Here is a 12,974-nt window from a genome sequence, read left to right on the forward strand (position 1 = left end):
ACAAAGAATTGATTACACTTGTAAAGTGTTCAGTTTACTTTTCTATAATTAAGCCACCGGTAATATCACTTATTTCAGAAATATTATGCCTCTCCATATAATCAGAAATTCCGGAAATAATGTTAGCTGTAACATCTGGTTCTCTGAAATTGGCCGTACCTACCTGTATGGCGGATGCCCCGGCTAATAAAAACTCAATGGCATCTCTGGCTGATGAAATTCCTCCCAGTCCTACGACCGGTATGTCGACAGAAGATGCAACCTGCCATACCATGCGCAGTGCAACGGGCTTCACACATGGCCCCGAAAGGCCACCGGTTACAGTTGACAGAATAGGTTTTCTTGTCTCTGCATCAATGGCCATACCCAATAACGTATTAATAAGTGAAACCGAATCAGCGCCTGCACCTTCCACTCCTTTCGCAATTTCAGTTACATCAGTAACGTTGGGTGACAATTTAACCATCAAATGCCCGGGATATACTTTTCTGACAGCTTCGGTTACGGCAATCGCAGATGGACAACTTGTTCCAAAAGCCATTCCACCCTCTTTCACGTTGGGACATGAAATATTAAGTTCTATGCCGGGAATTTCATTAATCGATGCGATTTTTTCGGCTGTTTCGATGTACTCTTCAACCGTTGACCCGGAAACATTAACAAAAAAGTTAGTATCGTATTTCTTAATTCTGGGCCACGTTTCATTCACAAAAGCATCAACTCCCTTATTTTGAAGACCAACTGCATTAAGCATTCCCATTGGGGTTTCAGCCATCCTGGGATAAGCATTTCCTTCCCGGGCGGTAGCTGTGGTACCCTTAACTATGATACCGCCAAGCTCTTCGATATTGATAAAATCACTATATTCTTCTCCATACCCGAATGTACCGGAAGCGGTCATCACCGGGTTTTTGAGGTTTATATTTCCGAGTGTTACTGATAAATCTACCATTTCAAATAATTTGCATCAAAAACAGGTCCGTCAATACAAGTACACTTATGGCCTTCAACTGTAGGTGTAATACAACACAGGCAAGCCCCAATGCCACAGGCCATTGTATTTTCAAGTGATACCTGACATTTTACATTACGTTCTCTTGAATATTTAGCTAAAACTTTCATCATAGCTTCAGGTCCACAGGTATATAACCACTCAAAATCCGGATCGAAGGTTTTCATTACCGGATGATGAATAACAAACCCTTTTGTTCCCATGGAACCATCTTCGGTGGTAACAAACACTTCTCCTAATCTATTATAGGCGTCCAGTTCAACAAGGTCTGATTTACTTCTGGCTCCAATTAAAAAGCGCGGTTTAATACCATTCTCTTTTAAATATCTTCCCAGGAAAAGCAGTGGTGCTACTCCGCACCCCCCACCAACTAATAATACCTTATCGCTATCAGGCAGATCGTAACCTTTGCCCAAAGGATAAACCAGGTTTACTTCATCATTTTTTTGTAAGGAAGATAACTGGTGTGTGCCAGGTCCAACATCCTGAATTAGCAACTTCAAGGTGTTGTTTGTATAATCAACGTCATGAATGGAAAGTGGCCGTCTCAAATAAGCCTCCATGGCACCATCTGCCCTTACTTCAGCAAATTGTCCGGGAAACATTTCAGGAAGTTGACCAGGGTGCTTAAGAGTCAATACAACAAACTCAGAAGTCTGCCGCTCATTGGCTATTACCTTAAAATTTTCTTTAAACTTCTTTGGCATTGCAATAATTTCCATTTACATGTTCACATCTGTAAACATGCTTTTTAGTTTGTACTCTAAAAATGATTTCCATGCAAATATATGAAAAAGGGTCACATTAAAAGGGATCAATGTTTGAAAACTCTAATCTTAGCTAACCCTTTTTCTGGTTCAGTATCTTTCCTGCAATTTTTGAGTAAAACACACTTACAATATTAAGAATTGAGACCGCGAAGCAATAAGGCAGGAAAAACTTACAAGTATCAATCGAACTATTAACTTCATCATTCTAAGATGGGGTTTATTTCCTTATCATTATTAAGATACATCTTAGTGGAATGCAGCAATAAAGGCGGAATTGAAGTTCAAATGCATAGAGCGCAAACGCCAGTAGGAAATAAATATTTTGAACATGATGTTCCCTAGGATTGATAAAAAACCTCAAATGTCTGATCGTCATAGAAAAGAATGGTTTTTACAATCTGCTTTCTCTTATATGTAGAGTTATTCTGCAAATAAGATTGCGATTCGGTTCCTTTTTCAAAGGTATTAGGTTGTTCAGATGAGTAATCTCCTTTTTTTGTTGTTTTTTCAATTCCAGGAGTATTTCTTTCCAAGGAACCGTCAGTGGATTCTGATTCTTTTTTGCCGGAATTAACCAGTGAGGGAAACTTTATGGTCCCATTTACAGAAGCATCAGAATCTTCTTGTTTAGTTTTCATAGCGAAATCAGCTATATCAGCCCTTTTGTAAGGTCCAACACCTGATATTAACCAATCGGGGCTAATATGCTCTAATGATGTCATTATCTTGCGCAAAAACTCCAGACTCGGTTTATTTCTGCCGGATATAATGTGGCTTACACTTGATCTTTGCACCCCAACCAACTCTGCAAACCTTGCTGGTGTTAATCTCTCCTGCTTAAGTATCTCTTGTAAACGTTCCTTCATTGTATTGTTGTAAATGGAAAACTGATGCAAAATTGTTGTTACAAATGTAATAAATAAACAATTGAAATATTCAAACTGGCATGTAAATATTTTGGTTACAAATGTAACAGAACAATGAATTTAAACACTCTTATATTTTGCCAAATGCATTAATTGTATGTATACATTATGTGCTAGATTTTAATTTATTAAATATTAGATGTATAAGTATATTACTTGTGTTGGTTATTAATGAATATTTCTCTCCTAAACCACTATAGTAATACTTCCGTAAAAAAGCTATCACTAAGCATTAAGCCTTTAAAAATAAGGTGTTATGATAACCCATAATCAATACTTATACATTTGGTTTAGATGATTTGCTTAAACTACTGGTTATTAAATAATAAACAACAAAAAACCATGCTAAAAATTGAATAATGCATAAAAATTCATGCACTTCCCATGGAAGTTTTTACTTTTGCTTTAATAAAATGCTTTAATATACTGAAAAAGTGAGTTTTATGTCTGATTGAATAAGCTCTTTAGCTACGGAAATCTTTCGAAATTAAATTGTTTACAAGTGTAACATGGATAAATCAATTACTCCTACTCTCCTGCCTGTAATTTTAAGCAAGTTTCAACAGTTAAATTTATTGGATTAAAAAAACCTCAGTGACCAATAGAGACCATAGTAAAGCCCAACAGGGAGTTTAAAAATCAATTGTAGCAAATTGCCATGCTATGAGGTAACTTCATGAATGACCATGGAATTTTTAATGCATTTGCTTTCTTTGGTTCCATAAACTGCATATTATAATGGCGAATGGCGAATTCCATAAACTCCAATTTATCGGATTCATATAGCGATCATTTTCCCTCATGAAATCCTAAAAAAGAAGATTAAACTTCCCTGGCAAATAGTGGATTGAATATCCGATTGCGGTCTGGGATTAAACATCGAACACCACAACAGAAGAACTTTTCATCTATCCTAATAAAGCAGAACTCAAGAAACAAAACATACAAGTCTTAATTATGTTAATCCGGAGGGAATAAAAAAACCGCATTCAAGTAAATACTTAAATGCGGTTTATAATGGTGACCCAGCAGGGATTCGAACCCTGGACCCACGCCTTAAAAGGGCGTTGCTCTACCAGCTGAGCTACTGAGTCGCCTTTGTTTGTTTTGCGGGTACAAAAGTAGTTTTTTGAATGAACTTTGCAAAACTATTTAAAGAAATATTCCACAAAAGTTTTACTAGCTTTCATTGAAAGCTTTTTTTACACTCTCAATCCACTTTTCAATGCGCTCATCTGTTTGCGCTGCCTGGTTTTCAATATCAAGTGCCAGGCCAACAAATTTATTGCCACGTTGAGCACGTGAACCTTCGAATGTATACCCTTTGGTTGAGGTATGACCAACCACTTTTCCTCCTCGTTTTTCTACGAATTCGGCCATGATGCCGATGCCGTCAACAAAGTTTTCAGGATAGCCTTTTTGATCTCCACCTCCAAACAGGGCGAATTTCTTGCCTTTCAGGTCATCCTCTTCAATAGAGGGCAGAAACTCATCCCAGTAGTTGGGCAACTCACCATCGAACCAGGTTGGAACAGCAAAAATGAAATTATCAAATTTCTCAAAATCTTTGTGTGTAGCTTCATCCACATTTACTTCTTCAACTCCCTTTTCACCCAGATGTTTGATCATTTTGCCTACCTGCTTCTTGGTTTTATGTGATCTGAAACTATAAAAGACACCTATCTTTTTCATCTTTCAATTTTTTTCTCAATATAATTATCTAATAGACTTTTATGTTGATGCTATTCCATTATCTGATAACTAAAATTGTGCGATATTGGTTTAACGATTCCAAACCCCAATACTTAAAATCAGAGCATCGTCTTATAGGTTTGTTTAGCACTTAATATTTGGTCTCATAAAATTTTTGGAAAGCATCATTTACATTAATCAGGAACCAGCTTAATTAATACCCGGCGAGCTCTCTGGCTGCTTTCAGAATTTTATCTGTATTAGGTAAAGTAGCGCCTTCAAGAATCCGATTAAATCCAACGGGTGTAAATTCAGAGCCCAGCCTCTTTACAGGTGCATCAAGCAGCTCAAAGGCTTCGTCAGCGATTATGGCTGAAAGTTCGCCTCCAAATCCTCCAAATACTTTATCCTCATGCACAACCAATGCTCTCGAAGTTTTCTTGAGCGATTCAAAAATGGTCTCTTTATCCAATGGAAGCAGCGACCTTAGGTCAATTACTTCAACTTCAAGGCCGTCTTCTTTACTCATTTTTTCAGCCGCTTCAAGACACATATAAGTGGTATTACCATAAGTGATCATGGTCATGTGTTTACCATCTCTTCTAATTCTTGCTTTTCCAAATGGAACTTCAAAATCATCAGGAACGACAGCTGCTGCTTTCGGCGAGTTATATAACGCCTTTGGTTCCAGAAAGAGGGTCATCCCTTTTGAACGAATGGACGTACGCAATAAACCTGCAGCATCATCCGCAAATGAAGGATAAACTACTCTTACTCCGGGGAAGGTACTCAGGGCACCCTCGGTGGTTTGAGAGTGATAAAGGCCACCCCCGATGTAACCTCCTGAAGCCAGTCTCACTGTTACATTAGGAGAGAACTGTCCCTTGGTTCGCCAATATTCATGAGTCATTTCAACATATTGTTCCATGGCAGGCCAGAAGTAATCGGCAAATTCCGCTCCTTCAACAACCACACGGATTTTATCATTGTAGCGAGTCATTCCGTTGGCCGTTCCCATTATGTAATCTTCGGCAATTGGCGCATTGAAAACCCGGGTCTTCCCGAATTCTTTCTGCATCCCTTTTGATACATTAAAGACACCACCTTTATCTTTGTTGGCAATATCTTGTCCCCAAATATATGTATCCGGGTTGTTTCTAAACTCTGATTTCAGAGTTTCATTTAGAGCTTGAATAAGCTTTATCGGTTCGCCATCGTCATTATGGGTCCCCTCCGGATATTTTTCACTCGTGTAAGGCTCCGGAAGCACAAAATCATGAATTGATTCAGGTTTGGGATCGGGAGCCTTGATGGCCTTTTTGTGGGCATCCTTAACCTCTTTGGTAACCTTCTCTTCAATATCTTTTAATTCATCCTCTGTTGCTCTTTCATAACGCAATAACATTCTGCGATACTTTGCGAGAGGATCATATTCTTTCACATAACTCAACTCGTTTTCATCACGATAAAGCTCATGACGGTCTGAGTTGGAGTGTGAACCAATGCGAACACAATTGGCATGAACCACAACAGGCCTCTGCTCTTTTTTTGCCCAGTTAACAGCCTCTTCCATGGCATTCATGGAATCAAATACATCTTTTCCGTTGCAATAGATGATTCGCAAATTTTTGAATCCTTCAAAGTTGCGAGCTACTTTTCTATTGGCAGTTTGATCTTCTTTTGGAACAGAAATTCCATATCCATTGTCCTGAAAAACAAAAACAACGGGCAATTTCTCATTGGAAGCACCATTGATAGCTTCGTATACATACCCTTCTGAAACAGAGCTTTCGCCCTGTGAGCTAATAACTACAGCATCGTCTTCTTTATAAGTTTTCAATGCTCTTCCCAGTCCGGTAGCATGCAGAGTATGGTTTCCGGTAGCAGAGCTAACGTTGTGAATATTCCAGGCCGGTTTAGCCAGGTGATTTGACATGTGACGTCCACCACCTGCAACATCAGCATCTTTTGAAATACCGTTGAATATTACCTCCTCAGCGGTCATACCAGCAGATATACATGTCTGAAGATCTCGGTAATATGGGAAAAGGTGGTCTTTTTCCTTTTTAAAATTCTGCCCAATAGCATGCTGAATACCATCATGTCCGGCTGCCGGCGCATGGTATGACCAGCCTATGGCCTGCTTCAGGTAATTGGGGGCCCGCTCGTCAAGAGTACGCCCAAGAAACAAGAGCTTGTACCACTTTAGCAAAGTTTCTTTATCGGTTTTCTTTACCGAATAGTTTTCAGGAACATTACTTTTCATATTGTGTTTCCTTTTTCTTTTATTAAGCAATGATTTGTCTTAATGAGTTGTTTAACAATGCAAAACAACTCATTTATTGAAGTATTAGATGTCTCGATCAAGATCTGCTTCCTCCAGATAATCAGCTACTCTTCTGAGGAACATACCTCCCAGAGCGCCATCAACAACACGATGATCATATGATAGAGACAGAAACATTTTATGACGAATGGCTATGACATCACCTGTAGGGGTTTCAACCACTGCAGGTTTCTTTTCAATGGTACCGGTTGCAAGAATGGCTACTTGTGGTTGACTAATAATAGGTGTACCAATAGTATTTTTAAATGATCCAAAGTTCGTTATTGTGAAAGTTCCTCCCTGGATTTCATCGCCAGATAACTTATTTGCACGAGCAGCTTTTGCCAATCTGTTCATCTCGGTAGCTAGTCCAACCACGTTTTTTTGATCTGCTTGCTTTACCACAGGAACAATTAGGTTTCCGGAAGGTAGTGAAACCGCAATACCGACATTCACATTCTTCCGGTAAATAATATTGTGGCCGTCGACGGAAGCATTAACTCCTGGGAAATCCCTCAAAGCTTTGGCTACAGCTTCAGTAAACATTGGCATAAAAGTCAGTTTCTCGCCATACTTTTCCTGAAATTGATCTTTCACTTTATTTCTCCACAATACGAGGTTGGTAACATCAGCCTCAACCACTGAAGTAACATGAGGTGAAACTTGCTTAGACATCACCATATTATCAGCAATCAATTTTCGGAGCCGATCCATTTCAACAATCTCATCACCTTCACCTGCAGTTACTTTTGGAGCCTGAACTGTTTTGGAAGTAGTTGGTGCAGATTCTTTGGCAGGAGATTTTTCTTTTGCGGCGGCAGTTGGTTTTTTAGCTGCTTCACCACGATTCTCAAGGTAATTTAACAAATCATCTTTGGTTACCCGACCTTCACGTCCACTTCCTGAAATGGAATCCAATTCTTTGAAAGAAACACCCTCCTCACTGGCTATACTGCGAACAAGAGGAGAATAAAACCGATCACTTTCCTGCTTATCTTCACCTTCAGTTTTCGACTGCACCTGTTGGGAAGACTGGGTTTCTTCTTTTTCTTTTTTTGGAGCCTCTTCCTTTTCCTGGCCTTTACTTTTTTCGGACGATTCATCCTCTTCTTCTTCCCCTTCCAATGCAATTATTGCAACAGGTTTACCTACAGCAACTACATCATCGGTTTCATATTTAATTTCCTTAATTGTTCCGGCAACAGGAGAAGGAATTTCAGAATCTACTTTATCCGTCGCTATTTCGAGCACAGGATCATCTTCTTCTACCTTGTCGCCTACGCTGACAAACCATTTTGTAATGGTAGCTTCTTCAACGCTTTCACCCATTTTGGGCATCACTATTTCAAATGTTGACATATCAGTTGGGTTTAATTTTTGTTATTTCTGAGTGGCAAAAATAAAACATTTAACTATTTAAACAAAGTCTAAATAAAAACAATATCATTTTATTCTGTTTTTACTACAAACCACTTCCGAGTAAATTTTGTTCAACCTGAAGCGATAAATAGAAAACAATACCACAAAAAACCTATAGATACCTCAATAATCAATAAGGAAAAGCAAATAAAGAAGAGAATACTAAACCAGAGAAAGAAGGATTTTTCTATACTAAGTGAAAAAAAACCGGCATTATCGCTGTGACAATGCCGGTCAAACCTAAAATCTAATCTGTTCCGGGATTAGAGACTGTAAAAAATTATATTTTTTATAAAAGAATTTACTAAACTATTAATTGACGTTTGCTAGCAAAGAGCCTTCAATAATATTTTATGCATGAAACATATGAATATGTGTAATAAATATACAAAACAAGTATAATGATCAACTTTTGATTTAGCACTTTCTTCGTACAAAACCATGACAAATGTAATTATTTTTTTTATAGAACTGACAAAAATCAATCACAATACAGAAAAATGCTGATTTTTAGAATGTATAAAAACAACAAAAAATGAATATGCCATCCCAAGCTGTTATTTTTCTAGTGTCAAGTCAAGTTTAGAATGCACTGTAAGCCGCCGCAATTTTTCACCTTGTGCAAATTCAACAAAAAAGTAAGCATAGCCGTAGCTACGTGAGTCTTTTTTTTGAGAAGCACAAGGTAGAAAGAGCAAGGCTTGGGCCGTCAGACTATGCTTGACTTGACACTAGTAATTTGTAAACTTTTTATTCTGTGGAATTTTAAATGGAATTATTTTCCATTTATGTAACTTATATTGAAAACTCTACATCCACGAAAGGAACTTATGGAGCAAAAGGATCAGGACCCGGAATGGCTATAACCACAGAATTTATAGAACAGCATCATGGAGAATTCGTTATTGAGGGCTTCCCGGGCAAAGGCAGCACATTTGCATTCACAATTCCTATAAAACCGGCCAAGGAAGCATCCCTGAAGTATTGAATTTCTTCTCCCCTTTTTTTACTTTGACTTAGCATTGAACGGTCAGATGCCTCGCGAGACTCTATATAAAATATTTGTTGAAGTAGCTCAGTTGGTGGAGCTTCATCTTCCCAAGCTGGGAGTCGCGGGTTCCAGTCCAGTTTTCCGCTTCAGACAAAATAAAAAGCCATCTGAAAGTATTAACTTAAAGATGGCTTTTGTACTTCATGCCGGCAGAGAAATTTCATCTAAACATTTGCGACTTTAATAATGTCGGCAAATACCCCTGCCGCTGTAACATCAGCACCTGCACCATATCCTTTTATCTGCATGGGATGCTCATAATAATGTTCCGACCAGATTAAAACAATGTTGTTACTTCCTTCAAGTTCAAAAAACGGATGAGACTTATCAACCTCCATCAAACCAACTTTTGCCTTGCCATCGGAGGTGAGCTGTGCGCCATATCGCAATCTCTTGCCTTGCTCATTTGCTTTTTGGCGTTTTGCCTCAAATACGGGATCTAACTCTTTCACCTTATCCATAAATGCATCAAGAGTAGGCAGATCCAAATATTCCTGCGGTACAAAAGGGGCTACTTCCACATCAGCTTCTTCCAACCCGTAACCCGATTCCCGAGCAAGTATGAGAGATTTTCTTACAACATCGGTTCCACTCAGATCTACTCTTGGGTCAGGCTCGCTAAAGCCTTTTTCTTTGGCTTCTACAATAACTTCGGAGAGTGGCTTTTCCGCAGAAAGGGTGTTTACAATATAATTCAAAGTACCTGATAAGACTGCTTCGAGACGAACAATTTTATCGCCACTACGCACCAGGTCATTAATAGGTGCAATAATAGGAAGCCCCGCTCCCACATTGGTTTCAAAAAAGAACTTAACACCTTTTTCACGTGCAGTATCTTTTAGTTTGCGATAAGTTTCGTATGATGAAGAACTTGCTATTTTATTGGCCGTAACAACAGATACATTGGCATCCAGAAGTGAATGATATATGCCAGCAACTTCCTCACTGGCACTGCAATCCACAAAAACAGAATTGGCAAGGTTCATTTCGATTATTCTGTCCCGAAAATCATGAACACTTCCTTCTATTCCTTCTTTCTCAAGCTTTTCAACAACAGATGATGCTTCCAGGCCTTCGGGATCAAGAACCATTCCCTTACTACCTGACAAACCTACAAGACGAACTTTGAGACTGTTTTCCTTCATCAGTTTTTCAGCCTGAGTTCCCACTTTGTTTATGAGTTTACTGCCTACCGTTCCTTTACCCACAAGGAAAAGATTTAAGCGGGAGTAATCCGACAAGAAGAAAGATTCGTGAATGACGTTTAAAGCCTTTTTAATATCCCTCTCTTTAATGACGAAAGAAATGTTAAGCTCTGAAGCTCCCTGGGCAATAGCAAAAACATTTACCCCGTTTTTTCCAACACTATTGAAGAGAAGTCCCGACATACCGGTGGAATGCTTCATATTCTCACCAACAATGGCAACCACCGCCATATGATCATCCACAACAATGCTACTAATCTGCCGGTCTTCCAATTCGCGTTTAAATTCTTTCTCGATGGCAGCTTTGGCAAGATCAGTTTGACTACTATCAATAACAATACTGATGCTGTTTTCAGATGAAGCCTGAGATATTAAAATAACATTTACTTCCTTTGCCGCCAGTGATGCAAATAATCGCATCGAAATACCTGTTACTCCCACCATTCCAATTCCCTGAACGGTGAGTAAAGAAACATTTTTTATGGATGAGATGCCCTTAATCTGTTTTGGTCCTGATACTTCTTTAACTCCATCAATGAGGGTTCCGGGAGCTTCGGGGTTAAAAGTATTCTTTATTGCTATGGGAATATTCTTCTGATAAACCGGCAAGATGGTTGGCGGATAAATCACTTTGGCGCCAAAATGAGACAACTCCATGGCTTCGGCATAACTGAGATGCCCGATTGAATATGCCCGGCTAATCACCCGAGGATCAGCAGTCATAAAACCATCCACATCAGTCCAAACTTCAAGCATATCTGCATCGAAAGCTGCAGCTAATAAAGAAGCCGTATAGTCCGAACCACCTCGTCCCAGAGTGGTATTTTCACCTTTCAGATTACTACTGATAAAACCTGGAAAAAGAGAACGTTTCCCAATATTTGGATAAACTTTGGAAAGCAATTTGTTCGTTGCCTCAAGATCTGCCTGGCTGCGGCCATACTCATAAAACGATTTGATGTACTCACGGCTATCGTACCATTGGGCCTCCAAAAACCGCGAAATTATTTTTGAGGAGAGCCGCTCTCCTATTCCTGAGATACTTTCCAGACTTTTGCGGCTTAGTTCACGAATAAGAAACACTCCTTTATTGATGGATCTCAGTTCGTCCAGTTCCGGAGCAATAAATTCAAGAATTCCTTCAGCTTCATTGGGATTCAGAAATAACTCCAGAACAGTATTTTTATGATGCTCTATAATATTTTCAACAACATCAGTATACGCAGTATTTCCTTCGGCGGCCAAATTGGCAGCTTGAATAAGCTTATCCGTTATACCGCCCATGGCAGATACAACAATTACCGTCTGCTCTTCATTGGCATGAACAATTTCTTTTACTTTACGGATGCTTTCAACAGATCCGACTGAGGTGCCGCCAAATTTCAATACTTTCATGAATCTTTGTTTTTCCTTGAATTATAATTTCTTAGTGCGAAAAAAAAGCTCCAGAAATGCTGAAAAAACGTTTAAAATCTATTCAGCTACAGAGCTTATTCATTAATGATTAACAAATGTAGGAAAAAAAGAGAGGAAAACATGATAAATGTTAGCGGAAAGGCATTTTTATTAAGAAAACAAAAGCCAATCGCTCTCAAAAATCACATTCTTAAACCAAACCTACCATTTTATAGTGTCCCGGCTGAATCTTTTTGGAACAAAAGTTTGACCATTGCCATGATAATGCCACAATTCAGTGATTCCTGAATTTTCAACCATTTCCAATATCTCTTTAAAACCGGAAAGTAGTTTATCAGGATGATGAGCATCACTATTCAAAGTAACCGGAATTTTTTCTTCCCCCATCCATCGGAAATGATCACGCGAAGGAAAAGAAAAGTCGGCCCGCTCAAAGTATTTGGTATTAATCTCAACAACAACTCCCTTTTCAGCTGCCAGCTTCATGGTACTTCTAACCTCGTCTAAATACCATTTGTCTTTCTCATCAAAAAAGAACCGGTTTCTGTTGTGCATTCTGATCTTATCCATATGTCCCAGTATATGAGGCGGCTCATTGGCAATCATTTCTTTCTGGAGTTCAAAATATCTTTTTACTAACTTTTGGATATCTCCGCCAAAAATCTGATTCAATCCTCTTGTAAAATCTTCGGTAGAATCATCTATTGAGAAATGTGTACCATCATCATAAGCCTCCACAAAATGGACAGAACCAACAATATAATCGAGATTTGCATTAACAACACGTTGATGAGACGGACCAGCCTCCCCGGGAATGTAATCAACTTCCATAGAGGTTAAAAGCTTTATCCTCTCCTTATATTTTTCCTTCAGGTGCGACAAAACTTTAAGATATTCAGAAAGCTTTTCCTCTTTCATGTTCCAGTCAGTATCGAAGCCAACTGGTGCATGACTCGAAATTCCGAGCACCGTCATACCCCATTCTATAGCTTTTTTTACATATACCTCAGGCTCTTGTTTTCCGTCACAAAAGAAGCAATGCCCATGATAATTAGCCCAATTCTTAAGTGAATGACTATTGTCGTGTAAAGAATCTTGCATTATTATTCCCTTTTTCATGATTAAACAAAGTAAAGCATAAAAGCATCAAAGCGCAA

The 12,974-nt window shown here is 38.8% G+C and carries 9 protein-coding genes and 1 tRNA gene; 1 reads left to right on the forward strand and 9 read right to left on the reverse strand.

The features are described 5' to 3' along the window. Positions 1-34: 34 nt before the first annotated feature. The 7 genes from DDZ16_RS06790 to DDZ16_RS06820 form a co-directional block, all read right to left on the reverse strand. On the reverse strand, positions 35-952 hold the full coding sequence (locus tag DDZ16_RS06790) for a dihydroorotate dehydrogenase (protein ID WP_109263688.1): 918 nt from the start codon (positions 950-952) through the stop codon (positions 35-37). Then, complete coding sequence (locus DDZ16_RS06795; protein ID WP_109263852.1) at positions 946-1,719, reverse strand: dihydroorotate dehydrogenase electron transfer subunit; 774 nt, start codon at positions 1,717-1,719, stop codon at positions 946-948. The genes DDZ16_RS06790 and DDZ16_RS06795 overlap by 7 nt, the downstream gene beginning before the upstream one ends. A gap of 401 nt (positions 1,720-2,120) precedes the next feature. Beyond that, positions 2,121-2,648: a helix-turn-helix domain-containing protein gene (locus DDZ16_RS06800; protein ID WP_109263689.1), complete on the reverse strand. Its 528-nt coding sequence runs from the start codon at positions 2,646-2,648 to the stop codon at positions 2,121-2,123. A gap of 1,078 nt (positions 2,649-3,726) precedes the next feature. Continuing rightward, positions 3,727-3,802: transfer RNA gene (locus DDZ16_RS06805), tRNA-Lys, on the reverse strand. An 85-nt stretch (positions 3,803-3,887) separates the two neighbouring features. After that, positions 3,888-4,400, reverse strand: a complete 513-nt coding sequence (locus DDZ16_RS06810) for a flavodoxin (RefSeq protein WP_109263690.1) — start codon at positions 4,398-4,400, stop codon at positions 3,888-3,890. A 214-nt stretch (positions 4,401-4,614) separates the two neighbouring features. Continuing rightward, entirely contained in the window at positions 4,615-6,666 is a 2,052-nt protein-coding gene (locus DDZ16_RS06815; RefSeq protein ID WP_109263691.1) for an alpha-ketoacid dehydrogenase subunit alpha/beta, read from the reverse strand. An 84-nt stretch (positions 6,667-6,750) separates the two neighbouring features. Then, positions 6,751-8,085, reverse strand: coding sequence for a dihydrolipoamide acetyltransferase family protein (locus DDZ16_RS06820; protein WP_109263692.1), 1,335 nt, complete (start codon positions 8,083-8,085; stop codon positions 6,751-6,753). Between the two features lie 829 nt (positions 8,086-8,914). Between DDZ16_RS06820 and DDZ16_RS06825 the strand changes: the two genes are divergently transcribed. Further along, complete coding sequence (locus DDZ16_RS06825; protein WP_109263693.1) at positions 8,915-9,133, forward strand: ATP-binding protein; 219 nt, start codon at positions 8,915-8,917, stop codon at positions 9,131-9,133. Between the two features lie 227 nt (positions 9,134-9,360). Here DDZ16_RS06825 and thrA read toward each other — a convergent pair whose 3' ends face one another. Both thrA and DDZ16_RS06835 read right to left on the reverse strand, forming a co-directional pair. Then, entirely contained in the window at positions 9,361-11,796 is a 2,436-nt protein-coding gene (thrA, locus tag DDZ16_RS06830; protein WP_109263694.1) for a bifunctional aspartate kinase/homoserine dehydrogenase I, read from the reverse strand. A 222-nt stretch (positions 11,797-12,018) separates the two neighbouring features. Then, positions 12,019-12,918, reverse strand: a complete 900-nt coding sequence (locus tag DDZ16_RS06835) for a histidinol-phosphatase (protein WP_158275620.1) — start codon at positions 12,916-12,918, stop codon at positions 12,019-12,021. Positions 12,919-12,974: the final 56 nt, after the last annotated feature.

Source organism: Marinilabilia rubra (assembly GCF_003121985.1).
Classification (GTDB): domain Bacteria; phylum Bacteroidota; class Bacteroidia; order Bacteroidales; family Marinilabiliaceae; genus Marinilabilia; species Marinilabilia rubra.

Excerpts from the sequence above, each read along its gene's own strand:
- DDZ16_RS06790 (WP_109263688.1), bottom strand. The coding sequence starts at position 952 with ATGGTAGATTTATCAGTAACACTCGGAAATATAAACCTCAAAAACCCG.
- DDZ16_RS06795 (WP_109263852.1), bottom strand. The coding sequence starts at position 1,719 with ATGCCAAAGAAGTTTAAAGAAAATTTTAAGGTAATAGCCAATGAGCGG.
- DDZ16_RS06800 (WP_109263689.1), bottom strand. The coding sequence starts at position 2,648 with ATGAAGGAACGTTTACAAGAGATACTTAAGCAGGAGAGATTAACACCA.
- DDZ16_RS06810 (WP_109263690.1), bottom strand. The coding sequence starts at position 4,400 with ATGAAAAAGATAGGTGTCTTTTATAGTTTCAGATCACATAAAACCAAG.
- DDZ16_RS06815 (WP_109263691.1), bottom strand. The coding sequence starts at position 6,666 with ATGAAAAGTAATGTTCCTGAAAACTATTCGGTAAAGAAAACCGATAAA.
- DDZ16_RS06820 (WP_109263692.1), bottom strand. The coding sequence starts at position 8,085 with ATGTCAACATTTGAAATAGTGATGCCCAAAATGGGTGAAAGCGTTGAA.
- DDZ16_RS06825 (WP_109263693.1), top strand. The coding sequence starts at position 8,915 with ATGGAATTATTTTCCATTTATGTAACTTATATTGAAAACTCTACATCC.
- thrA (WP_109263694.1), bottom strand. The coding sequence starts at position 11,796 with ATGAAAGTATTGAAATTTGGCGGCACCTCAGTCGGATCTGTTGAAAGC.
- DDZ16_RS06835 (WP_158275620.1), bottom strand. The coding sequence starts at position 12,918 with ATGCAAGATTCTTTACACGACAATAGTCATTCACTTAAGAATTGGGCT.